We start from the raw sequence: 21,952 nt of genomic DNA on the forward strand, positions 1-21,952 counted from the left end.
GTGCTCACGGCCGCCCATCCTACGCACGCGGTTCCGCCGCAACCACGAGGTTTGCGCCCCCGGAAGCGACGGAATGCTCACATTCGCCACCCGCCGCCCGGCGCGTGGCCCCAGCGAACGGAGGGCGCCCATGGTGTTCTCGGTGACCTCCGAGACCGGCCCGCTCAAGCAGGTGATCGTGCACCGGCCCGACCTGGAGCTGAGCCGGCTCACACCGTCCAACAACGACGCGCTGCTGTTCGACGACGTGCTGTGGGCCCAGCGCGCCCGCGAGGAGCACGACGCCTTCACCGACCTCCTGCGCCGCAGGGGCGTGCGCGTGCACTGGTTCGGCGACCTCCTGGAGGAGGCGCTGGCCCTGCCCGAGGCCCGCGCCCACGTCCTCGACAGCGTCCTGGACGAGCGGTTCTTCGGCCCGATGGCGGTGGACTCCCTGCGCGCGGCGTTCGAGGCCATGGACACCGCCACCCTGCGCCGGTTCCTCATCGGCGGCATCACCAAGGCCGAGCTCCTGGAGCGCATGGCCGAGCCCAAGTCGGTGTGGTTCCACACCCTCGACCCCCACGACTTCGTGCTCACCCCGCTGCCCAACCACATGTTCACCCGCGACACCTCCTGCTGGATCGCCAACGGGGTGTCGATCAACGTCATGCGCAAGAAGGCCCGCCGCCGCGAGACCATCCACTACGAGGCGGTGTACCGCTGGCACCCCATGTTCGCCGGCGAGCCGTTCGAGCTGTGGAACCCCGGCCGGGCGTGGGGCCCGGCCACCATCGAGGGCGGCGACATCATGCCCATCGGCAACGGCTCGGTGCTGGTGGGCCTGAGCGAGCGCACCCGCCCCCAGGCGGTGGAGCTGCTGGCCCACGAGCTGTTCGCGCGCGGCGGCGCCCGGCGCCTGCTGGGCCTGTGGATGCCCAAGGCGCGCGCCATCATGCACCTGGACACCGTCATGACCTGCGTGGACGAGGGCGTGTTCACCAAGTACGCCGGGCTGGGCATGCTGCCGTCCTACACCATCGAGCCCGGCGACACCGACAAGGAGCTGAAGGTCACCGACCACCCGCCCGAGGACATGCACCGCGCCATCGCCGCCGCGGCCGGCCTGGACGACATCCGGGTGCTCACCCCCACCCAGGACGTGTTCAGCTCCGAGCGCGAGCAGTGGGACGACGGCTGCAACGTCTTCGCGCTGGAGCCCGGCGTGGTGGTCGCCTACGAGCGCAACGCCACCTCCAACGCCTTCCTCAGCGCCAACGGGGTGGAGGTGCTGCCCATCATGGGCAGCGAGCTGGGCCGGGGCCGCGGCGGACCGCACTGCATGACCTGCCCGCTGGAGCGCGCCGACTGAGCCCGCCCGCGCCGCAGCGGTGGGCGGCGCTCAGCGCGGGGGAGCGGCGGTGCGGTGGGCCGGGTCCTGCGCCGCATCGGTGCCCACGCCGGGCCGGGTGCCCGGGCGGCTCGCGACCGCGCCGGTCACCGCCGCGATTGCCATCAGCCACGCCAGCGCCTCCACGGCCGGCTGGAGCAGGATCATCACCACGCCCACGGAGGAGTGCCCGCCAACCCCCGCGCCGACCTGCACCAGCAGCCACACCACCGGCAGCGCCGCCGCCGCGAGCTGCGCGGCCAGGGCGCCCCACATCAGCCGCGCCCCCGCCGGGCGGCGGCGCGCCAGCACCACGGCGCCCACCGCGCACACCAGCAGCGGCGGCCCCAGCGTGCGGACGACGCTCACCCACGGCATCCCGATCAGCTCCACGGGGCGATGCTAGCGCCGCGGGGCCACTGCCGCGCCCGCCCGCGCGGGCGGTCACTCCCAGCGGAAGAACCGCCCGGCCAGCGCGGCGCCCGCCGCGGCCCACACCGCCAGCACCGCCACGGGCCACAGGGCCGGCGGCGCGCCCTCGGCCAGCACCGACCGCAGGCCGTCGGCCAGCGCGGTGATGGGCAGCGCCTCCAGGACCGGGCGCACCGCCTCGGGCAGCCGGTCCAGGGGGAACACCACCCCGCCGGCGCCCAGCAGCACCACGTAGACGAGGTTGGCGGCGGCCAGGGTGGCCTCGGCGCGCAGCGTCCCGGCCATCAGCAGCGCCAGCGCGCTGAAGGCGGCGGTGGCCAGCAGCACCAGCAGCACCGCGTAGCCCGCGGTCACCGCGCTCAGCTCCGGCCGCCAGCCCAGCGCGGCGGCGGTCGCGCAGATCAGCACCGCCTGCAGCGCCTGCACGGCCAGCACCGCCAGCGTCTTGGCCGCCAGCAGCCCGGCGCGCGGCAGCGGGGTGGCGCCCAGGCGCTTGAGCACCCCGTAGCGGCGCTCGAACCCGGTGCCGATCGCCTGGCCGGTGAAGGCGGTGGACAGCACCGCCAGCGCCAGCACGCCCGGCGCCAGGAAGTCCACGCGCGGCCCCGGCCCCAGGTCCAGCACGGGCGTGGCGCTGAAGCCCACGAGCAGCAGCAGCGGAATGACCATGGTCAGCAGCAGCTGCTCGCCGTTGCGCAGCATGATGCGCAGCTCCATGCCGGCCTGCGCCGCCACCATGCGGTGCAGCGGGGCCGCCCTCGGTGCGGGGGCGAACACGCCCTCGGCCGGGGCGGCCGAGGGGGGTGTGCCGGCGGTGCCGGCGGTGCCGGAGGTGTCGGTTCTCAGGGTTGGCTGTTCGCTCATCAGTCGCGCAGATCCCGGCCGGTGAGTTCGAGGAAGACGTCCTCCAGGCCGCGCCGGCGCACCCGCAGCCCTTCGGGAAGCACGCCGTTGGCGGCGCACCAGGTGCTGACGGCGGCGACGACCTCGGGGCCCACGCCCGCCGGGGACTCGCCGGCCACGGCGTACTCGGCCGCCGCGCCCTCGCCGCGCCGCTCCACCGAGGCTCCGGGCGGCAGCGCCGCCGCCAGGGCGGCGGTGTCCAGCGGCCCGGCCCAGGTGAAGACCAGTTCCTGGCGGGAGTCGGTCAGCTCGGCCACGCCGCCCTGGGCGACGACGCGGCCGTGGTCGATGATCACCACGTGGTCGGCCAGGTGCTCGGCCTCGTCCATGTGGTGGGTCGTCAGCACGACGCCCACGCCGCTGCGCCGCAGTTCGGCGATCAGGTCCCAGGTGGCGCGGCGCGCCTGGGGGTCGAGCCCGGCGGTGGGCTCGTCGAGGAACACCAGTTCGGGGCGTCCCACCACGGCGGCGGCCAGGGACAGCCGCTGCTGCTGGCCGCCGGAGAGCCGGCGGAACGGCGTGGCGGCGGCCGAGACCAGGCCCAGGCGCTCCAGCAGCAGGTCGGGCGGCACCGGGCGGGCGTGGAAGGCGGCGACCAGGCGCAGCCACTCGCCGGCGCGGGCGCCCGTGGGCACCCCGCCCGACTGCGGCATCACGCCCACGCGGGGTTTGAGCGCGGCGGCGTCGGCCACGGGGTCCAGGCCCAGCACCCGCACGCGGCCGGAGTCGGCGCGGCGGAAGCCCTCGCAGGTCTCGACCGTGCTGGTCTTGCCCGCGCCGTTGGGGCCCAGCAGCGCGGTGACCGCGCCGCGCGCGGCGGAGAACGACAGGCCGGCCACGGCCGTGGTGGGGCCGTAGCGCTTGACCAGATCGACTACCTCGACCGCGGGCGACTCCATGTCCACCGAGTCTAGGGCGGCCCCGGCGCGCCCCCGCACCGGCTCGGCCCACCGGTGCGCCGCGCGGCCGGCGCCGGCCGCGCGGCGCACCGGACTCCCCACGCTAAGGCGAGCCTTCCCTGGGTGATCAAGGGCATCATGTGGCGTTTGCCCACCGGGACTTATTTACGCCACACTGATGTTGTGAAAAACATGGGAAACCCACAGCCGGTCGAGGACGGCGCCCAGCCGGGCGCCCCGCGGCCGTCGGCGGGTCCCGAACGGGGTGCCGAGCAGGGCACGCGCGCGCGTGTGGCGCGGCTCATCCTCGAGCACGGCCCCATCACCGCCACCACTCTAGGGGAGCGGCTGGGGCTCACCCCGGCGGCCATCCGCCGCCACCTCGACAACTTGATGAGTGAGGGCATGGTCGAGGCCCGCGAGCACCGCGCGCGCGGGCGCCGCGGCCGGGGCCGTCCGGCCCGGGTCTTCGTCATCACCGAGGCCGGGCGCGACGCCTTCGTGCACGGCTACGACGACCTCGCCGCCAGCGCGCTGCGCTTCCTCGCCGAGAAGGCCGGCCCGCAGGCGGTCGCCGAGTTCGCCCGCCGCCAGGTGTCCGACCTCGAACGCCGCTACCGGCCCCTGCTGGCCGAGGTCCCGGCCCAGCAGCGCGTCCGGCTGCTGGCCGAGGCCCTGTCCAACGACGGCTACGCCGCCTCGGCGGGCGAGGCCCCGGCACCCGGCGGCGGCGACCAGCTGTGCCAGCACCACTGCCCGGTGGCCCACGTCGCCACGGAGTTCCCCGAACTGTGCGAGGCCGAGGTCGAGGTCTTCGCGCGGCTGCTGGGCACCCCGGTGCGGCGGCTGGCCACCATCGCCCACGGCGACGGCGTGTGCACCACGCACGTCACCCCGCGCGACCTCGCCGCGGCCGACCCCCGTCCCGCCGGGGCCGCCGCGAGTCCGCACGGCACCGAGAAGAACACCCGCACCGCCTCGCACCGGGAGCGGGCCACATCCGAAGAAGGACGTCTGAGTCCAGGAGGATCCGCGTAATGACGTCTACCGCGCACCCCGAGCTCGAAGGGCTCGGCACCTACGAGTACGGCTGGTCCGACCCCGACGAGGCCGGTGCCTCCGCTCGGCGCGGCCTGAACGAAGAGGTCGTCCGCGACATCTCCGGCAAGAAGAACGAGCCGGAGTGGATGGAGAAGCTCCGCCTGAAGTCGCTGCGGCTGTTCGAGAAGAAGCCGCTGCCCGACTGGGGCGCCGACCTCTCCGGAATCGACTTCGACAACATCAAGTACTTCGTGCGGTCCACCGAGCAGCAGGCCACCTCCTGGGAGGAGCTGCCCGAGGACATCAAGAACACCTACGACAAGCTCGGCATCCCCGAGGCCGAGAAGCAGCGCCTGGTCGCCGGTGTCGCCGCGCAGTACGAGTCCGAGGTCGTCTACCACCAGATCCGCGAGGACCTGGAGGAGCAGGGCGTCATCTTCCTGGACACCGACACCGCGCTCAAGGAGCACCCCGAGCTGTTCCAGGAGTACTTCGGCACGGTGATCCCGCCCGGCGACAACAAGTTCGCCGCGCTCAACACCGCGGTGTGGAGCGGCGGGTCCTTCATCTACGTGCCGCCGAACGTGCACGTCGAGATCCCGCTCCAGGCCTACTTCCGCATCAACACCGAGAACATGGGCCAGTTCGAGCGGACCCTGATCATCGTCGACGAGGGCGCCTACGTCCACTACGTCGAGGGCTGCACGGCGCCGATCTACAAGTCCGACTCCCTGCACTCGGCCGTCGTCGAGATCATCGTCAAGAAGAACGCCCGCTGCCGGTACACGACCATCCAGAACTGGTCGAACAACGTCTTCAACCTGGTCACCAAGCGCGCCGTCGCCTACGAGGGCGCCACCATGGAGTGGATCGACGGCAACATCGGCTCCCAGGTGACCATGAAGTACCCCGCCGTCTACCTCATGGGCGAGCACGCCAAGGGCGAGACCCTGTCGATCGCCTTCGCCGGCGAGGGCCAGCACCAGGACACCGGCTCCAAGATGGTGCACTGCGCCCCCAACACCTCCTCGACCATCGTGTCGAAGTCGGTGGCCCGGGGCGGCGGGCGCGCGTCCTACCGCGGCCTGGTGCAGGTCCAGGAGGGCGCCGACCACTCCAAGTCCACGGTCAAGTGCGACGCCCTGCTCATCGACACCATGAGCCGGTCGGACACCTACCCCTACAACGACATCCGCGAGGACGACGTGGAGATGGGCCACGAGGCCACCGTCTCCAAGGTCAGCGAGGACCAGCTCTTCTACCTGATGAGCCGGGGGCTCGACGAGGACGAGGCCATGGCCATGATCGTCCGCGGGTTCGTGGAGCCCATCGCGCGCGAACTCCCCATGGAGTACGCGCTGGAACTCAACCGGCTGATCGAGCTGCAGATGGAAGGAGCGGTTGGTTAAGCATGGCCAGCCCCAACCTCGGAATCCGAGAGCACTCCCACGGCGCCGGGGAGATCCCGATCTCGCGCCTTGACGTGCACGGGTCCTTCGACCCGCAGAGCTTCCCCGTGCCCACCGGGCGCGAGGAGGAGTGGCGGTTCACCCCGCTGCGCCGCCTGCGGGGCCTGCACGACGGCCGCACCATCGCCGACGGCGTCGTGGGCGTCGAGGTCCAGGCCCCCGCCGAGGTCCGCGTGGAGCAGGTCGACCGCGACGACCCCCGGGTCGGCGCGTCCTTCCTGCCCAACGACCGCGTCAGCGCCCTGGCCTGGGACAGCTTCCCCCAGTTCGGCCGGGCCAACCTCGTCACGGTGCCCAAGGGCACCGAGGCCGGCGCGCCGGTGTTCATCAAGGCCACCGGCACCACCCACGGCGACGCCTACGGCCACACCGTGGTCCGGGCCGAGCCGCAGTCGGCGGCCACCGTCGTGCTGGAGTACGCCGGCTCGGCCGTCTACGCCGACAACGTCGAGTTCGTGGTCGAGGACGGCGCCAGCCTGACCGTCATCAGCCTGCAGGACTGGGACCGCGACGCCGTCCACGTGTCGCACCAGTTCGCCACCGTCGGCCGCGACGCCCGCTTCCGCAGCTTCGTGGTCACCCTGGGCGGCGACCTCGTCCGGCTCTCGCCCAGCGTGCGCTACGTGGGCACCGGCGGCGACGCCGAGCTGCACGGGCTGTACTACACCGGCAAGGGCCAGCACCACGAGCACCGCTCGCTGATCGACCACAACGAGTCCAACACCCGCAGCCGGGTGGAGTACAAGGGCGCGCTCAGCGGCGAGGACGCCCACGCGGTGTGGATCGGCGACGTCATCATCGGCGAGGGCACCTCGGGCACCGACTCCTACGAGCACAACCGCAACCTCGTGCTCACCGACGGCACCCGGGTCGACTCCGTGCCCAACCTGGAGATCTTCACCGGCGAGGTCGAGGGCGCGGGCCACGCCAGCGCCAGCGGCCGGCTCGACGACATCCACCTGTTCTACCTGCAGTCGCGCGGCATCCCCGCCGACGAGGCCAGGCGGCTGGTCATCCGCGGCTTCTTCCAAGAGCTGATCAACCGCATCGAGGTCCCCGAGCTGCGGGAGCGGATCATGACCGAGGTCGAGGAGAAGCTGGGCCTGCATGAGTAGCGGATTCACCAAGGTGTGCCGCCTGAGCGACCTGCCCGAGGAGGGCGCGCTGGGCGTGGAGGTCGGCGAGACCCCGGTGGCCGTGGTGCGCAGCCAGGGCGAGGTCTACGCCATCAGCGACATCTGCTCCCACGCCGAGGTCAACCTCTCCGAGGGCGAGGTCGAGGACGGCACCATCGAGTGCTGGCTGCACGGCTCCTGCTTCGAGCTGGCCTCCGGCAAACCGATCAACCCGCCGGCCACGCGCCCGGTGGCCACCTACGCAGTGCAGATCGACGGCGACGACGTGCTCGTCTCGCTCGAAACCGAGAATGGCTGATACACAGATGACCAAGTTCGAAATCCGCGGTGTGCACGCCGACGTCCTCATCGGCGCCGAGGAGCGCGAGGAGATCCTCAAGGGCGTCGACCTCACCATCAACTCCGGCGAGACCCACGCCATCATGGGCCCCAACGGCTCGGGCAAGTCCACCCTGGCCTACGCGATCGCCGGCCACCCCAAGTACGAGATCACCGCGGGCGAGGTCCTGCTCGACGGCGAGAACGTGCTGGAGATGAGCGTCGACGAGCGCGCCCGCGCCGGCCTGTTCCTGGCCATGCAGTACCCGGTCGAGGTCCCCGGCGTGTCCATGTCCAACTTCCTGCGCAGCTCGGTCACGGCCGTGCGCGGCGAGGCACCCAAGCTCCGCGCGTTCTCCAAGGAGCTGCAGGAGGCCATGGGCAACCTCGCCATCGACCCCTCCTTCGCCGGCCGCGGCGTCAACGAGGGCTTCTCCGGTGGCGAGAAGAAGCGCCACGAGATCCTCCAGCTGGAGCTGCTCAAGCCCAAGGTCGCCATCCTCGACGAGACCGACTCCGGCCTCGACGTCGACGCCCTCAAGGTCGTCTCGGCCGGCATCAACCGCGCCCGCGAGACCAACGACGTCGGCGTCATGCTGATCACCCACTACACCCGCATCCTCAACTACGTGCGCCCCGACTACGTCCACGTGTTCGCCGGCGGCCGTATCGCCGAGTCCGGCGGTCCGGAGCTGGCCGAGCGCCTGGAGGCCGAGGGCTACGAGCGGTTCGTGAAGGCGGGCGCGGGCCGGTGACCACGAGCGAGCTGGGGCGCCTCGACGTCGAGGCGGTGCGGGCGGACTTCCCGATCCTGGCCCGCACCGTCCGCGACGAGCGCCCGCTGGTGTACCTGGACTCCGGGGCGACCTCCCAGAAGCCGCGGCAGGTCCTCGACGCCGAACGCGCCTTCTACGAACGCCACAACGCGGCGGTGCACCGCGGCGCGCACCAGCTCGCCGAGGAGGCCACCGACGCCTACGAGCGGGCCCGCGCCACCATCGCGGCGTTCATCGGGGCGCGCACCGGCGAGGTCGTGTTCACCAAGAACGCCACCGAGGCCATCAACCTGGTCGCCTACGCCATGAGCAACGCCGCGACCAGCGGCCCCGCCTACGAGCGCTTCCGGGTGGGCCCCGGCGACGAGGTCGTCGTCACCGAGATGGAGCACCACGCCAACCTGGTGCCCTGGCAGCAGCTGTGCCAGCGCACCGGCGCCACGCTGCGCTGGTTCTCGGTGACCCCCGACGGCCGGCTCGACCTCTCCGACATCGACTCGCTCATCAACGAGCGCACCAAGGTCGTGGCACTGGCCCACCAGTCCAACGTCCTGGGCACGGTCAACCCGGTCACCGCCATCGCCGAGCGGGCCCACGCCCACGGCGCCCTGGTGGTGGCCGACGCCGCGCAGTCGGTGCCGCACATGCCGGTCGACGTCGCCGAGCTGGGCGTGGACTTCCTGGCGTTCTCCGGGCACAAGATGCTCGGCCCCAACGGCATCGGCGTGCTGTGGGGGCGCCAGGAGCTGCTCGCGGGCATGCCGCCGTTCATCACCGGCGGCTCCATGATCGGCACCGTCCACATCGACCACTCCACCTGGGCCGACCCGCCGCAGCGCTTCGAGGCCGGGGTGCCCATGGCGCCCCAGGCGGTCGGCCTGGCCGCGGCCTGCGACTACCTCAGCGCGCTGGGCATGGACAACGTCCTGGCCCACGAGCAGGCCGTCACGGCCTACGCGCTCAAGCAGGTGGGGTCGCTGCCGGGCGTGCGGATCATCGGGCCCACCGACACCGCGGACCGCGGGTCGGCGGTGTCGTTCACGGTCGAGGACATCCACCCCCACGACGTCGGCCAGGTGCTCGACGACCTCGGGGTGGAGGTGCGGGTGGGCCACCACTGCGCGTGGCCGCTGCACCGGTGCTATGAGACCGTGGCCACCACCCGGGCCTCGTTCTACGTCTACACCACCTTCGCCGAGATCGACGCGCTGGCCGAGGGGATCCAGGCCGCCCAGCGGTTCTTCGGCACGGCGGCGGCACGCTAGAAGGGCACGAGGTCGCCATGCAGCTTGAGGCCATGTACCAGGAGATCATCCTGGACCACTACCGCAACCCCCACAACAAGGGGCTGCGGGAGCCGCACGACGGCGAGGCCCACCACATCAACCCCACCTGCGGCGACGAGGTCACCCTCCGGGTGCGCCTCGAACCCGCCGGGGAGGGCCTCGACGGCTCGGCCACCGTCGCCGACATCTCCTACGACAGCATGGGCTGCTCGATCAGCCAGGCCAGCGCCTCGGTGCTGACCGACCTGCTGATCGGGCGGACCGTCGACGACGGCATGCGGGTCCTGGCGGAGTTCACCGAGCTGATGCACTCCAAGGGCCAGGGCGAGCCCGACGAGGACGTCCTGGAGGACGCGGTGGCCTTCGCCGGGGTCTCCAAATACCCTGCCCGTATCAAGTGCGCCCTGCTCGCCTGGATGGCGTGGAAGGACGCGACCGCCCAGTCCCTGGAAACGGAGAAGGAGGGCGCCTCATGACCGAGCAGGACTCCACCGCCACCGCGCCGGAGCCCACCGGCGACGAGGCGCTGATCGAGGAGATCAGCGAGGCGTTGAAGGACGTCATCGACCCCGAGCTGGGGGTCAACGTGGTCGACCTCGGCCTGCTCTACGGGGTCAACGTCGACGGCGGCACCATCACCCTGGACATGACGCTGACCAGCGCGGCCTGCCCGCTGACCGACGTCATCGAGGACCAGGCCAACTCCGCGCTGGACGAGTTCGAGCGCGACGTCAAGATCAACTGGGTCTGGATGCCGCCGTGGGGTCCGGACAAGATCACCGACGACGGCCGCGACCAGCTGCGGATGCTCGGCTTCAACGTCTGAGCCGCACCGCCCGGCGGCCGCCGGGCGCCAAACCGCCACGGGGGCCGGAGCGCACGCGCTCCGGCCCCCGTCGGCGTTTCCCGGGAGGGGCGGGGCCGCGCGGCCCCGCGGAACCCCGGTCAGGACGTGGTCATCAGCACCGGGCGCAGCTCCTGGGCGATGTCGGTGTCGCCGCGCCGGGTCAGCGCCTCCAGCAGCGCGTGCGGGTCGCCGGCCTGGGAGTCGTCGCCGTCCTCGCTGATGCGCCGCGCCAGGATCTTCAGCGCCTCGTCGGTGGGCGCCGGCGCGGTGTAGCCGATCAGGTGCAGTGCCCGGCCGGTGGGGGAGTGCCCGCTCATGTCGGCGGCCGGCAGCCGGCGGGCGTCGAGCCGGTCGCCGTTGACGGTGATGAACACCCGGTCGCCCGGCTGCACCGACAGCCGCCGCAGCAGCGGGCGCAGGGAGTCGAACGCCGGCTGGTCGCGCCAGACCAGCACCAGCAGGTCGGCCCCGGGCGCGGTCAGGCACAGCAGGCGGCCCGGCTGCAGCCCCAGGTGGGTGGCGTAGCCGGGCGGCACGGTCACCGGCGCGCCGTTGAGGTGGTCGGCGGTGACGTCCACCCGGTGCCACCAGCGGCCGTCGGGCGCGCGGAAGCAGCGCGCCGAGGCGGCCACGCGCGGCGGCTCGGGCGGGGCCGGCCGGTCCTCGTGCTCGGGCCGGGGCGCCTCGGTGCCCGGGCGGCGCCGGATGGGCAGCCCGTTGGCGGTGGTGGTGCCCCCGGCCTCGAGGACGGGGTCGGAGTGGCTGCCGTAGGAGCCGCCCGAGCCCGGCGGCGGGGCCTCCACGGGGATGGTGGGGTCCACCAGCACATGGCCGTCGCGGATGGACACCCCCGGCGTGCTCAGCAGCCAGGCCCGCACCGCCTGCTGGCGGATGCCGATCCGGCCCAGCCGCAGGGTGGCGTCGGTGAGGCTGGGGGCGTCGCCCAGCAGCTCGCGGGTCTGCCAGCGCATCCGGTGGGGGTCGTCGGCCACCAGCCAGCCGTTGTGCAGGCGGCGGTCGGTGAACAGGGTGATCACCACCCGCCACAGCGGGGCGCCCAGCGAGGGCACCTCGACGGGGTGGTCGGGGTGGGCGCTGATGACGTGGTCCACGGTGGTGGCCGCGCCCAGCTGCTCCGACAGTTCGCGCATGTGCTTGGTCAGCGGCGCGCCGCCGGGCGAGCTGAGCCACTGCAGCAGCCGCTCCTCGACCGTGCGCTGGGCGTTGCGGATGTCGCGCAGGTCCACGTTGATCTGGTCGGCCAGCAGCCGGATGCTGATGGGGTCGGTGGCGAACAGCCGCTCGGCGGCCACCGTGCGCTCCACCTCGGTCCAGGTGCGCAGCAGCTCCTCCAGCAGGTCCACCAGCGGGTGGCGGCCCAGTTCGCGCTCGGCCGGGCCGCGCGCCCCCTTGGGCGGGCCGAAGGCCGGGCGGCGCAGCGCGCGGGCGGCGCCCGCGGCGGGGGCGGCCGGCTCGGACGCGGCGGCGGCATCGGCCTCGGCGGCGGCGCGGGCCTCCTCGTCGCGCTGGGCGCGCAGCGCCCGCAGCGTGCGGATGGCCCGGGTGGCCGGACTCTGCGGCGGCGGGGGCTCGGCGGCGGTGTCGGCCTCGTCGGCGTCGGCGCCGGTGGCCGAGGTCAGGTAGGCCAGGGCGCTGTGCACGTGCTCGGGCGCCGAGGCGGGCAGCCAGTTGGCCAGCGTGCGCACGGCCTCGACCATCAGGGCGGGCGAGGGCGCGGGCATGCGGCCCTGCTCGCGGGCGAAGGGGTTCACCGCGCGCCAGGTGGCGGTGCTGATGACGTCGATCGGCCCGCAGGACTCGGGCAGGCCCCAGGCGGCGACGGCGGCGGGGGTGGCCGACACCAGGCGCTCCCAGCTGCCGGCTGTGGCCAGCAGCGCGCCGCGCACGGGTTCGGCGATGTCGTCGAGGTCGACGTCCTCGGCGCGCAGCGTGGGCAGGAACTCGCCCAGTTCCAGGTGGCCCCACTGCTCGGCGGCCAGGCGGGCCAGGGAGTGCGCCAGCCACGTGGCGCCGGCGATGTCGAGCACGCGGGTCAGCGGCAGGGAGTTCCACCAGCCCTCGATGAGCCGGGCATGGCGCAGGACGGGGCCCACGGCCGCGGGATCGCTCCACCGCAGGGCGGGGACGAGGTCGGTGAGGCAGATCGGGGAGACGGCGTTCATCTGCGGCAGACCTCGACCTCCGGGCATCCGGCCCGCGGGTGGGGCGACCGCACGGGCATGTCGTTCGCTTAACACTACGTGTACTTCTCGGGGGCCGGGCGCCCGGCCGCCGGGCGCCGGGGAGGCTGCGGCGGCGCGGAGCGCCGTACTCCCCGGTGATCGTACGTGCGGGCGGCCCGGTTGGATAGTGCCGACTCCGGTGAACACCGAGCGTACGCGCAGCGGACCGGTGCCGGATGCCCCGCCCCGCCCGGAGTGTCGAACGCGTCGTTTGCCGGAAAAGCAGAAAAAAGTGAGCTGGATTACCTTTTCCGGCCGCTTCCGGCCGCCCTCCCGGACTGGCCGGAGGCGCGCGCCTGTGCTATCCGGGCGGGGTCCGAGGCGCTCACCGCGCCAGCACGGCCACCGTGGCGGGGTACAGCGGCACGCTGGCCTCGTTGCCCGGGTTCAGCGCCAGGCCGACCCCCTCGGGCATCGCGCCGGCCAGTTCGCGCGCCGCCAGCACCGTGTAGGGCAGGTCGCCGCTGCGCGCCCCCAACTGCTCCATCGAGGTGAACACCGGGATGAACGGCGCCCCCTCGACCTCCAGCGTGGGCAGCGCCACCGAGCCGTCCTCCTGGGTGCCCGAGCCCTGCGGCAGCGGGATCCACACCTGGGCCTCGCGCAGCGCCGCCAGGAAGTCGGTGATCGGCGCGGGGTCGACCGGTCCGCTGTCGCCCTCGGCGGCCCGCGAGTGCTCCAGCGCCCGCTGCAGGGCCGACTCGACCTCGTTGGCCGGGAAGGCCGGCTGCGCGGCGGGCGCGGGGTTCTCGTTGCCGGTGCTCATCGAAAAACGCTCCTCAACGGGATGGCGCGGCCTCCGGGCCGCCGGCGCGCGGACCGGGTCCCGGCCTGCGGCGGGCGTGCCGACGGGTGCGGAGGTATGCTTGTCGGGCACGCTCTACCCTCGCACCTGCCTGTTGACACCTGCCGGGCCCCCTGGACCCGCCGGTCCCTCCGCACCCTGGCGAGGGCCCCACCCCGCACCGAGGCTCCCCGCGCGCCGCCGCCACCCCGGCCCGCCGGCGCGGCGGGTGAAGCCGCATGATTGGTAGATGTGACTGACCTGGAGACTACTCCCCCGGGGACCGGCCAGGCGGAGCCGGCGGTCATACGCTCCTACGTCGCCATCGGCGACAGCCTGACCGAGGGACTGGACGACCCCGCGCCCGACGGCGGCTACCGGGGCTTCGCCGACCGACTGGCCGAACACCTCGGCGCCGCCGCGCCCGGCTTTTGCTACGCCAACCTCGCCGTGCGGGGGCGGCGCGTGCGGCACATCTTCGGCGAGCAGCTGGAGCAGACCCTGCGCTTCGCCCCCGACCTGGTCACCGTGCACGCGGGCGGCAACGACGTCCTGCGCCCCACGACCAACCTCGACACCCTGGCCGCCGAGTTCGAGGCGGGGGTGCGGCGGCTGCGCGACGCCGGGATCCGGGTCGTCATCCTGTCCGGCCACGACACCGGCTGGGTGCCGGTCCTGCGGGTCTACCGGGGCCGCATCGCGGTCTTCAGCATGCACCTGCGCGCCATCGCCGAGCGCACCGCCAGCGACATCGTCGACCTGTGGTCGCTGGGCGCCCTCAACGACCCCCGCGCCTGGAGCGTGGACCGGCTGCACTTCAACGCCGCCGGCCACGGGATCGTCGCCGCCCGCATCGCCGAACTGCTGGGGTGCCCCATGGGCCCCCGCGAACTGTGGGCGCGGCCCTGGGAGACCCCGCCGGAGCGGCTGCCGCGCATCCTGCGCCGCCGCGAGAACTGGCGCTGGGCCCGCCACCACCTGGTGCCCTGGCTGGGCCGGCGCGCCCTGGGCCGCTCCTCGGGCGACGGGCGGCTGCCCAAGCGCCCGGAGCTGGCCGAACTGGCGGGGCCCGCCGCCGGCCCCGAGGGAGCCGGGGCGGCGGAGGCCCTGGACGTCCCCGACACGGTCGAGGCCCCCGAGGCGTTCACGGCCGCCGCCGAGCAGCGCCAGGCCGACCGGCTCGATCCGCGCTGAGGCGAGCGGCGCGGCGCCCGCGGGCGGGCGGGGCCGTGCAGGGCCGGGGCTAGGCGGGGGAGTCGCCCGCGGCCAGGCTGCGGATCAGGTCGCCCACGTGCACGATCCCCGTGCACTGCCCGAACTCGTTGACCGTGATGAGGTCGTCGTAGACCCGGTCGCGCTCGGCGCCGGCCACCCGCAGCGCCGCCATCGCGCGGAAGGTGCGCGGGACCGTGCGCGGAGGGTCGGCCAGGCGGTGCGCCGGCCGCTTGGCGTGCAGCGCGTGGCCGTAGGGCCCGGTGACCGCCAGCAGGAACCGCGCGCGGTCGATCAGCGCGATCGGGCGCTCGCGGTGGTCGATCAGCACCACGCTGTTGAGGGCGGTGTCGGCGCTGAACGCCTCCAGCACCTCCTCGGCGGTGGCCTCCTTGGTCATGGCCACCGGCGGCAGCATGAACTCGGTGACGTAGGGTCCGGCGTCGTGGCCGGCGAACGCCGACTCCACCGAGGAGTCGGGCACCACGGCCACCCGGTCGCCCGGCGCCCAGCCGTCGTCGGCGAACAGCGGCCCCTGCGCCAGCCGCACCCCCGACTCCCGCAGCCGGTGCACCTGGCCGGGCGAGCGCACCCCGGCGGCCATCGGGAACACCCCGCTGCCGTGGCCGATGCGCGCCAGGCCGTCGATCAGCGCGGCGCGGCGCTGGTCGGAGGGCAGCCCGTCGACGATCTCGGGATCGATGCGCACCAGGAACGGGCGCGCCTCAAGCAGCAGGTCGGGCGCCACCGATGCGGTGCCGAACGCGCAGCGGAACCCCTGCTCGCGCAGCCGGGCCACCCCGCGCACCAGGTCGCCGCGGTGCGCCCGGGGCAGGTCGGCGCCCAGCATCAGGGTGACGTCGCGCGGGCGGCGGCCGCAGCGGCGCAGCGTCTCCTCGAACAGCTGGAAGGTCTCGGGGGAGGAGGCCACCGCCCACGCCGGGAGCGGCAGCACCAGCGGAAGCAGGGTCTCGTGCGCGGTGGCGCGGCGCACGAGCCGCGCCAGGCCGGCCGCCAGAATGGCGGGGTCGCGCGCCGCGGGGTCGTCGCCGTAGCGCACATGGGCGTCGACGGCCAGCACGGCGCCGGAGTCGAGGTCGACAATCGGGCGGAAGATCAGCACGTCGTCCGGTGCGCCACCTGGAGTGGGGGTCCAGCCGCCACCGCTGCTCACATGTGCTCCGGTCGACGCCACAGACGGAACAGACACATGCACCATCATCACCGAGGCGGCGGCTGCTGTCAGTGACGAAGGCCCGGAATTAACAGGGTTTTCGCTGACATGAATGAGCGCGTTCATTTTTCGTGACCGCTTCGGCGGTGCGGCGGCACGGTGCGTATCAAAGCGCGCGGCGCTGATCAGCGGAGAAGCCGGGGCCCCGACCGGGCCGGGGGAGGGGCCGGGCGATCCTACATCCGAGACGCCTCGGCGCGCACCCCCTGGCCTGGGGCGCCGCACACGGGGCGCACACGGCGCGACCGCCGTCGCGCGCGGCGACGGCGGTCGCGCCGTGTGCGGTGTGTCCCCCCGTGTCGAGCTGTGTCGTGCCCTCGCGCCTAGATCGTTGATGGGGAATTGGTGCCCTGGTCAGTGGTCGTAAGCGATCAATGACCGCTTGACCGGGGCCCCGATCAGCCAGTTGTGCCAGATCGCGGCGTTGAGCGCGCACACCCGCTGGCAGGTGCGCGCCCACAGGCCCTCGGTGGTGCGGGCGGCGTGGCGCTCCAGGCCGAGCTGGTTCTTCAGCGTCCAGATGACGGCCTCGATCCGCTGGCGCAGCCGGGAGGGGAACACCTTCACCTCGGGTTCGGGCTCGTCCTGGCGGACCGGGCGGATGAGCAGATGGCCCACCTCCTCCGCGGCGGTCTCGATGCCGGCTCCGGCGAAGCCCTTGTCACATACGATCGGCACTGGCCCTGGGCCGGGGGCGCAGTCGTGGACGTGGAGCAGGTGCAGGGCCTGCTTGCGTTCGTCCAGCTCCTTGGGGTGGGCCAGGGAGAAGGCGGTGACGGCCCCCTCAGCGGTGGTGATGAGCATGAGCTTGGCGCCCCAGTAGAAGGCGTGGTGGGACTTGTCCATCCCGTACCCGGCGATCTCACCCAGGCCGGAGCGGTTGACGGTGACGCGGGAGGCGCCGCAGCGCACCGGGGTGCCGTCCATCAGCCGCAGGCGCTCCCACCAGGTGGGCACGGCCCGGGCCAGCCACCTCGCTGCTGTGAGCAGGGCCGGTCCCAGATCGCGCAGGTGGCGGTTGTACTCGGACTGGCCGGGCAAGCGGGGGAAGAGGTGGCCGATACGGGCGGGGGCAGCGCGCATCCAGTGACGTTCGGAGTCATGGCGCAGCAGGACCTGGGCCACCGCGACGCAGACGAGTTCGGCGTCGGTGAGAAGCCGGTTGGGGCCGCGTTTGACGGGTTGTTCGCGCGAAGGCAGGACGTGGTCGTCCAGGTGGACGTAGAGTGCGGTCAGAAGGGCGTCAAGGTTGGTCGTCACACACCGATCCTCGACGCCCTTCGCCATGTCCGCAGGAGATTCAGAAAACCCCCATCAACGATCTAGGGCGTGTTTTGTGGAATGGCTGCGGGCAGCAGCGAGGCACTGATACTCCTCATAGCGTGGTTCGACGACACGAGATCACCGACACCGCCTGGGAGCAGATCGCCCCGCTGCTGCCCGCAAACCGCGGACGCGGCGGCCGCTGGGCCGACCACCGCACCATGCTCAACGGCATGCTCTACAAACTCGCCACCGGATGCCCCTGGCGCGACCTGCCCCAACGCTACGGCCCCTGGCAAAGCGTCTACGGCCGCTACCGCCGCTGGGCCGCCGACGGCACCTTCGACGCGATCTGGTCCCACGTCCAGACACGCCAGGACGCCGTGGGCCGCATCCACTGGCAGGTCAGCATCGACTCCACCGCCGTGCGCGCCCACGCCCACGCCGCCGGCGCCCGAAAAAAGGGACCTCGGCCCAGACAAAGGCCGCACAAGCCCTGGGACGCTCGCGGGGCGGGCTGACCACCAAGATCCACCTGGCCGCCGACGGGCGGGGCCTGCCCCTGGCCCTCCTGCTCAGCCCGGGCAACGTCAACGACTGCACCATGGCCCCCCTGCTGCTGGCCGCGATCAGGGTGCCCCGCAGCGGGCGGGGGCGCCCCCGCACCCGCCCCGACGGGCTGATCGCCGACAAGGCCTACTCCCTGCGGGCTCTGCGGCGGCTTCTGCGCCGGCGCAGGATCAGGTGCACGATCCCCCAGCGGGCCGACCAGAAGGCCAACCGCGCGGCGCGCGGCGGTCGGGGCGGGCGGCCGCCGGCCTTTGACCGGGGGCTCTACCGGCAGCGCAACGTGGTCGAGCGCTGCATCGGCCGGTTGAAGCACTACCGGGCGATCGCGACACGCTTCGACAAGCTCGCCGCCCACTACCGGGCCGGGATCGTGCTGGTCAGCGTGATGCTCTGGCTCAACCACGACCCACAAAACACGCCCTAGGGGCGGCGGAACGCCACGGCGATGTTGTGGCCGCCGAACCCGAAGGACTCGTTGATGGCCGCCACCGCGTCGGCGGGCAGGTCGCGCGGCTTGTCGCGCACGATGTCCACCTGGACCGCGGGGTCCAGCTCCTCGATGTTGATGGTCGGCGGGATCCGGCCCTCGTGCAGGGCGAGCACGGTCGCGATGGACTCCACGGCCCCGGCGCCGCCCAGCAGGTGGCCGGTCATCGACTTGGTCGAGGTGACCGCCACGCGGTCGGCGGCGGAGTCGCCCAGCGCCGCCCGGATGGCCACGGTCTCGCCGACGTCGCCGGCCGGGGTGGAGGTGGCGTGCGCGTTGACGTGGGCGATGTCGGAGGGGCGCAGCCCCGCGTCGGCCAGCACCGAGGTGATGGCGCGGGCCTGCCCGGTGCCCTCGGGGTCGGGCAGCACGATGTCGTGGGCGTCGTCGGAGTAGCCCGCCCCGGCGGCAACGGCGTAGACCCGGGCGCCGCGGGCGGCCGCGTGCTCGGCGGACTCCAGCACGACCATGCCGGCGCCCTCGCTCATGACGAAGCCGTCGCGGTTGGCGTCCCAGGGCCGCGAGGCGGTCTTGGGGTCGTCGTTGCGGGTCGACAGCGCCCGCATCGAGGCGAACGCGGCGATGTTGAGCGGGTGGATGGCGGCCTCGACGCCGCCGGCGATCACCATGTCGGCGCGGCCGCTGCGGATCATGTCGATGGCGTCGGCGATCGCCTCGGCGCTGGAGGCGCAGGCGCTCACCGGCGCGTGCGCGCCGGCGCGGGCGGTGAACTCCAGCGCGACGGCGGCGGCCGGGCCGTTGGGCATCAGCATCGGCACGGTGAACGGCGACACCCGCTTCCAGCCGCGTTCGCGGAAGGTGTCGTACTGCTCCAGCACGGTCAGGATGCCGCCGATGCCGCTGGAGACGACCGCGCCCAGGCGGACGGGGTCGACCTCGGGGGCGCCGGCGTCCTGCCAAGCCTCCTGGGCGGCGATCAGCGCGAACTGCTGGGTGCGGTCCAGGCGGCGCAGCCGCTGGCGCGGCAGCAGCTCGCTGGGCTCCACCGCGATGCGGCCGGCGAAGTGGACCGGCAGGTCGGCGACCCAGTCCTCCTGCAGCGTGTCGATACCGGACCGGCCTTCGAGGAGTGCGGACCAGGTCGTGGCGACGTCACCTCCCAGGGGGGTGGTGGCGCCGAGTCCCGTGACGACGACTTCGGTGGTACTCATCGGCCTGATCGCCCTTCTCTCGGATGAGTCGAACCCCCGTCCGGATCGCGGACGGGGAAGGTCGGGTGGACGCGCGGTTCGCGCTGGGGAGGCCCGCCGGCGCCCGGCCGGCGGGCGCCCGGCCTACTTCTGGATGAAGTTGACGACGTCCTGGACCGTCTTGAGGTCTTTGAGCTGGTCGTCGGGGATCTCGACCCCGAACTTGTCCTGGGCGGCGACCGCGATCTCGACCATGGACAGGGAGTCGATGTCGAGGTCGTCCACGAAGCTCTTCTCCGGGGTGACCTCGGCGGCCGGGACACCGGCGATCTCGTCGATGATCTCGCCGAGGCCGTCGAGGATCTCCTGCTCGGTGTGCTGCGCCATGTCGGGCTTTCTCCTTTGAGGTGGAACGTTGTCGGTCAGGGGCCGCGGGCACGCCGGTGGCGCCGGCGCACCGCGGGTGTCTAGGGGATCTCCAGCACCTGGGCCGAGTAGCTCAGGCCGGCGCCGAAGCCCATAACGAGCACGAGGCTCCCCGAGGGCAGCTCGCCGCGCCCGGCCATGCGCGCAAGGGCGAGGGGGATCGACGCGGACGAGGTGTTGCCCGCGGTGACAATATCGCGGGCGATGATCGCCTGCGGCGCGCCCAGCTTGCGCGCGATGGACTCGATGATGCGCAGGTTGGCCTGGTGCGGGACGAACGCGTGGAGGTCGGTGGGCGCCACGCCCGCGCGGCGCAGGGCCTCCTCGGCCACCTTGTTCAGCTCGGTGGTGGCCCACCGGAAGACCGCCTGGCCCTCCTGGTAGAGGTACTTGCCCTCGCGCAGGTGGATGTTCTCGGCGCGCTCGCCGGAGCTGCCCCACACCACCGGGCCGATGCCGGGGGTCTCGGCCGCCGACACCACCGCCGCGCCCGCGCCGTCGGCGAAGATCACGCAGGTGGAGCGGTCGTCCCAGTCGATCCACTCCGAGAGCTTCTCCGAGCCGATGACCAGGGCGTTGCGCGAGGACCCGCTGCGGATGGCGTCGTTGGCCAGGCCCAGGGCGTAGCTGAACCCCGCGCAGGCGGCGTTGACGTCGAAGGCGCCGGGCGCGGTGACCCCCAGGCGCGCGGCCACCCGCGCCGCCGCGTTGGGGATCTGCTCGGTCAGCGTGCACGTGGCGACGATCACCAGGTCGATGTCGTCGGGGGAGAGGCCGGCGTCGGCCAGCGCCTTGCCGCCCGCCGCGACCGCCATGCTCACCACGGTGTCCTCGGGGCCCGCGATGCGGCGCTCCTTGATGCCGACGCGGGTCTGGATCCACTCGTCGGAGGTGTCCACCCGCTTGGCGAGGTCGTCGTTGGTGACCACGTTGCTGGGCTGGTACTCGCCGAGGCCGACGATGCGCGCGCCGGCGGCCGAGGGGGCGATGTTCATCAGGAGCGGCCTTCCGGTTCGGGTGCGGGGGTCCCGGCGTGCTCGGCGACGAGTTCGCGGGCGCGGTCGAGGTCCTCGGGGGTCTTGACCGCCAGGCGCTCCACGCCGGGCAGGGCCCGCTTGGCCAGGCCGGTCAGCGTGCCGGCGGGGGGCAGTTCGATCAGTGCGGTCACGCCCAGGCCGGCGAGGGTCTCGGTGACGGAGTCCCAGCGCACGGGGGCGCTGATCTGGGCCACCAGGCGGTCCAGGTACTCGGCGCCGCCGGAGACCACCGCGCCGTCGCGCACCGACAGCAGCCGGGTGCGGGGGTCGGCGGGGGTGATGGTCTTGGCCAGGCGCGCCACCCGCTCCACGGCCGGGGCCATGTGGTGGGTGTGGAAGGCGCCGGCCACCGACAGCGGGCGCAGCCGGGTGCGCGCGGGCGGGTCGGCCGCCAGCGCGGCCAGCTGCTCCAGCGTGCCCGCGGCCACGATCTGCCCGGAGCCGTTGTCGTTGGCGGGGGTCAGCCCGTGGGACTCGATGGCGGCCAGCACCTCGGCGCGGTCGCCGCCCAGCACCGCGGTCATGCCGGTGGCGGTCTGGGCCGCCGCGTCGGCCATGGCCCGGCCGCGCTCGGCGACCAGCGCCAGCGCGTCCTCGGGGCGCAACACGCCGGCGACGCCGGCCGCGACCAGTTCGCCGACGCTGTGGCCGGCCACGGCGTCGATGGACTCGGGGGCGGCCGCGAGGTCGCCGAAGAGCGCGACGGTCGCCGCCAGGCCCGCGCCGACCAGCAGCGGCTGGGCGACGGCGGTGTCGCGGATCTCGTCGGCGTCGGCCGTGGTGCCGTAGCGCTTCAGGTCCAGTCCGACGACGTCGGACCAGCTCTCGAAGCGCTCGGACATGCCGGGGAGTTCGAGCCACGGGGCGAGGAATCCGGGGACCTGCGCGCCCTGGCCGGGAGCAACGATGACAAGCACGTCATCCACCTTGCCCTGTAGATCCCCACCAGCCGGATGAGGACCCGGACGAAAAAACAGGGCCTCGGTTTGTTGCCGTCCTACAATTTTGGGCAAACGAGCGGTGAAAAGCGCGATACACGTCACATCCGGGGCGCCCGGCGGCCGCGCGC

The 21,952-nt window shown here is 73.3% G+C and carries 22 protein-coding genes; 11 read left to right on the forward strand and 11 right to left on the reverse strand.

What is annotated here, in order from left to right; all coding sequences use genetic code 11:
• Window positions 1–130: 130 nt before the first annotated feature.
• On the forward strand, window positions 131–1,351 hold the full coding sequence (locus HNR12_RS00035) for an arginine deiminase (protein WP_179765523.1): 1,221 nt from the start codon (window positions 131–133) through the stop codon (window positions 1,349–1,351).
• 30 nt (window positions 1,352–1,381) lie between these two features.
• Here HNR12_RS00035 and HNR12_RS00040 read toward each other — a convergent pair whose 3' ends face one another.
• Genes HNR12_RS00040 through HNR12_RS00050 form a run of 3 tightly spaced genes read right to left on the reverse strand, consistent with a single transcriptional unit; the run spans window position 1,382 to window position 3,603 of the window.
• Window positions 1,382–1,762: a hypothetical protein gene (locus HNR12_RS00040; protein WP_179765524.1), complete on the reverse strand. Its 381-nt coding sequence runs from the start codon at window positions 1,760–1,762 to the stop codon at window positions 1,382–1,384.
• Window positions 1,763–1,813: 51 nt separating this feature from the next.
• Window positions 1,814–2,665, reverse strand: coding sequence for an ABC transporter permease (locus tag HNR12_RS00045; RefSeq protein ID WP_179765525.1), 852 nt, complete (start codon window positions 2,663–2,665; stop codon window positions 1,814–1,816).
• Window positions 2,665–3,603 (reverse strand): ABC transporter ATP-binding protein, encoded by a 939-nt coding sequence (locus HNR12_RS00050; protein WP_179765526.1) that lies wholly within the window; start codon window positions 3,601–3,603, stop codon window positions 2,665–2,667. Before HNR12_RS00050 ends, HNR12_RS00045 begins: the two co-directional genes overlap by 1 nt.
• A gap of 192 nt (window positions 3,604–3,795) precedes the next feature.
• Between HNR12_RS00050 and HNR12_RS00055 the strand changes: the two genes are divergently transcribed.
• From HNR12_RS00055 to HNR12_RS00090, 8 genes are read left to right on the forward strand one after another with little or no spacing between them, the layout of a single operon-like run.
• The gene (locus HNR12_RS00055) at window positions 3,796–4,641 is read left to right on the forward strand and encodes a helix-turn-helix transcriptional regulator (protein ID WP_179765527.1); all 846 of its coding nucleotides are present in this window, start codon (window positions 3,796–3,798) and stop codon (window positions 4,639–4,641) included.
• Window positions 4,641–6,053, forward strand: coding sequence for a Fe-S cluster assembly protein SufB (sufB, locus tag HNR12_RS00060; protein WP_179765528.1), 1,413 nt, complete (start codon window positions 4,641–4,643; stop codon window positions 6,051–6,053). Before HNR12_RS00055 ends, sufB begins: the two co-directional genes overlap by 1 nt.
• Window positions 6,054–6,055: 2 nt before the next feature.
• Window positions 6,056–7,228 (forward strand): Fe-S cluster assembly protein SufD, encoded by a 1,173-nt coding sequence (sufD, locus tag HNR12_RS00065; RefSeq protein ID WP_179765529.1) that lies wholly within the window; start codon window positions 6,056–6,058, stop codon window positions 7,226–7,228.
• A complete protein-coding gene (locus HNR12_RS00070) occupies window positions 7,221–7,547 on the forward strand; it encodes a non-heme iron oxygenase ferredoxin subunit (RefSeq protein WP_179765530.1) in 327 nt (108 codons plus the stop codon). The genes sufD and HNR12_RS00070 overlap by 8 nt, the downstream gene beginning before the upstream one ends.
• A 7-nt stretch (window positions 7,548–7,554) precedes the next feature.
• On the forward strand, window positions 7,555–8,322 hold the full coding sequence (sufC, locus tag HNR12_RS00075; RefSeq protein WP_179765531.1) for a Fe-S cluster assembly ATPase SufC: 768 nt from the start codon (window positions 7,555–7,557) through the stop codon (window positions 8,320–8,322).
• Window positions 8,319–9,608, forward strand: coding sequence for a cysteine desulfurase (locus tag HNR12_RS00080; RefSeq protein WP_179765532.1), 1,290 nt, complete (start codon window positions 8,319–8,321; stop codon window positions 9,606–9,608). The genes sufC and HNR12_RS00080 overlap by 4 nt, the downstream gene beginning before the upstream one ends.
• Before the next feature lie 17 nt (window positions 9,609–9,625).
• A complete protein-coding gene (gene sufU / locus HNR12_RS00085) occupies window positions 9,626–10,105 on the forward strand; it encodes a Fe-S cluster assembly sulfur transfer protein SufU (RefSeq protein WP_179765533.1) in 480 nt (159 codons plus the stop codon).
• Entirely contained in the window at window positions 10,102–10,455 is a 354-nt protein-coding gene (locus HNR12_RS00090; protein WP_179765534.1) for a metal-sulfur cluster assembly factor, read from the forward strand. Before sufU ends, HNR12_RS00090 begins: the two co-directional genes overlap by 4 nt.
• A 119-nt stretch (window positions 10,456–10,574) precedes the next feature.
• On the opposite strand, the gene HNR12_RS00095 is transcribed toward HNR12_RS00090, so the two are convergent.
• Entirely contained in the window at window positions 10,575–12,659 is a 2,085-nt protein-coding gene (locus HNR12_RS00095; RefSeq protein ID WP_179765535.1) for a hypothetical protein, read from the reverse strand.
• Between the two features lie 385 nt (window positions 12,660–13,044).
• Window positions 13,045–13,485, reverse strand: a complete 441-nt coding sequence (locus tag HNR12_RS00100; protein WP_179765536.1) for an SseB family protein — start codon at window positions 13,483–13,485, stop codon at window positions 13,045–13,047.
• Between the two features lie 270 nt (window positions 13,486–13,755).
• Between HNR12_RS00100 and HNR12_RS00105 the strand changes: the two genes are divergently transcribed.
• A complete protein-coding gene (locus HNR12_RS00105) occupies window positions 13,756–14,697 on the forward strand; it encodes an SGNH/GDSL hydrolase family protein (protein WP_179765537.1) in 942 nt (313 codons plus the stop codon).
• A 49-nt stretch (window positions 14,698–14,746) separates the two neighbouring features.
• Here the strand turns inward: HNR12_RS00105 and HNR12_RS00110 are convergent, their stop codons facing one another.
• Together HNR12_RS00110 and HNR12_RS00115 are read right to left on the reverse strand one after the other, a co-directional pair.
• Window positions 14,747–15,889, reverse strand: a complete 1,143-nt coding sequence (locus HNR12_RS00110) for an EAL domain-containing protein (RefSeq protein WP_338119690.1) — start codon at window positions 15,887–15,889, stop codon at window positions 14,747–14,749.
• Window positions 15,890–16,303: 414 nt separating this feature from the next.
• Complete coding sequence (locus HNR12_RS00115; RefSeq protein WP_179765538.1) at window positions 16,304–17,209, reverse strand: transposase; 906 nt, start codon at window positions 17,207–17,209, stop codon at window positions 16,304–16,306.
• A gap of 122 nt (window positions 17,210–17,331) precedes the next feature.
• Between HNR12_RS00115 and HNR12_RS00120 the strand changes: the two genes are divergently transcribed.
• Window positions 17,332–18,206 (forward strand): IS5 family transposase gene (locus HNR12_RS00120; protein ID WP_372454510.1). Its coding sequence is split into 2 segments (ribosomal slippage): window positions 17,332–17,679 and window positions 17,682–18,206, totalling 873 coding nucleotides; the frame shifts between segments, so codons are not numbered across the junction.
• Here HNR12_RS00120 and fabF read toward each other — a convergent pair.
• The 4 genes from fabF to HNR12_RS00140 all read right to left on the reverse strand — a co-directional run bounded on the left by fabF (window position 18,203) and on the right by HNR12_RS00140 (window position 21,725).
• Entirely contained in the window at window positions 18,203–19,441 is a 1,239-nt protein-coding gene (gene fabF / locus HNR12_RS00125) for a beta-ketoacyl-ACP synthase II (RefSeq protein ID WP_179765539.1), read from the reverse strand. The two genes, HNR12_RS00120 and fabF, sit on opposite strands and share 4 nt — an antisense overlap.
• Before the next feature lie 123 nt (window positions 19,442–19,564).
• Window positions 19,565–19,807, reverse strand: a complete 243-nt coding sequence (locus HNR12_RS00130) for an acyl carrier protein (RefSeq protein WP_179765540.1) — start codon at window positions 19,805–19,807, stop codon at window positions 19,565–19,567.
• Window positions 19,808–19,887: 80 nt separating this feature from the next.
• Window positions 19,888–20,841 carry a beta-ketoacyl-ACP synthase III gene (locus HNR12_RS00135; RefSeq protein ID WP_179765541.1) on the reverse strand — a complete coding sequence of 318 codons (954 nt, stop codon included), beginning with the start codon at window positions 20,839–20,841 and terminating at the stop codon, window positions 19,888–19,890.
• A complete protein-coding gene (locus tag HNR12_RS00140; RefSeq protein ID WP_218902071.1) occupies window positions 20,841–21,725 on the reverse strand; it encodes an ACP S-malonyltransferase in 885 nt (294 codons plus the stop codon). The genes HNR12_RS00135 and HNR12_RS00140 overlap by 1 nt, the downstream gene beginning before the upstream one ends.
• Between the last annotated feature and the right edge of the window lie 227 nt (window positions 21,726–21,952).

Origin of the sequence: Streptomonospora nanhaiensis, from assembly GCF_013410565.1 — a bacterium.
Taxonomy (GTDB): Bacteria; Actinomycetota; Actinomycetes; order Streptosporangiales; family Streptosporangiaceae; genus Streptomonospora; species Streptomonospora nanhaiensis.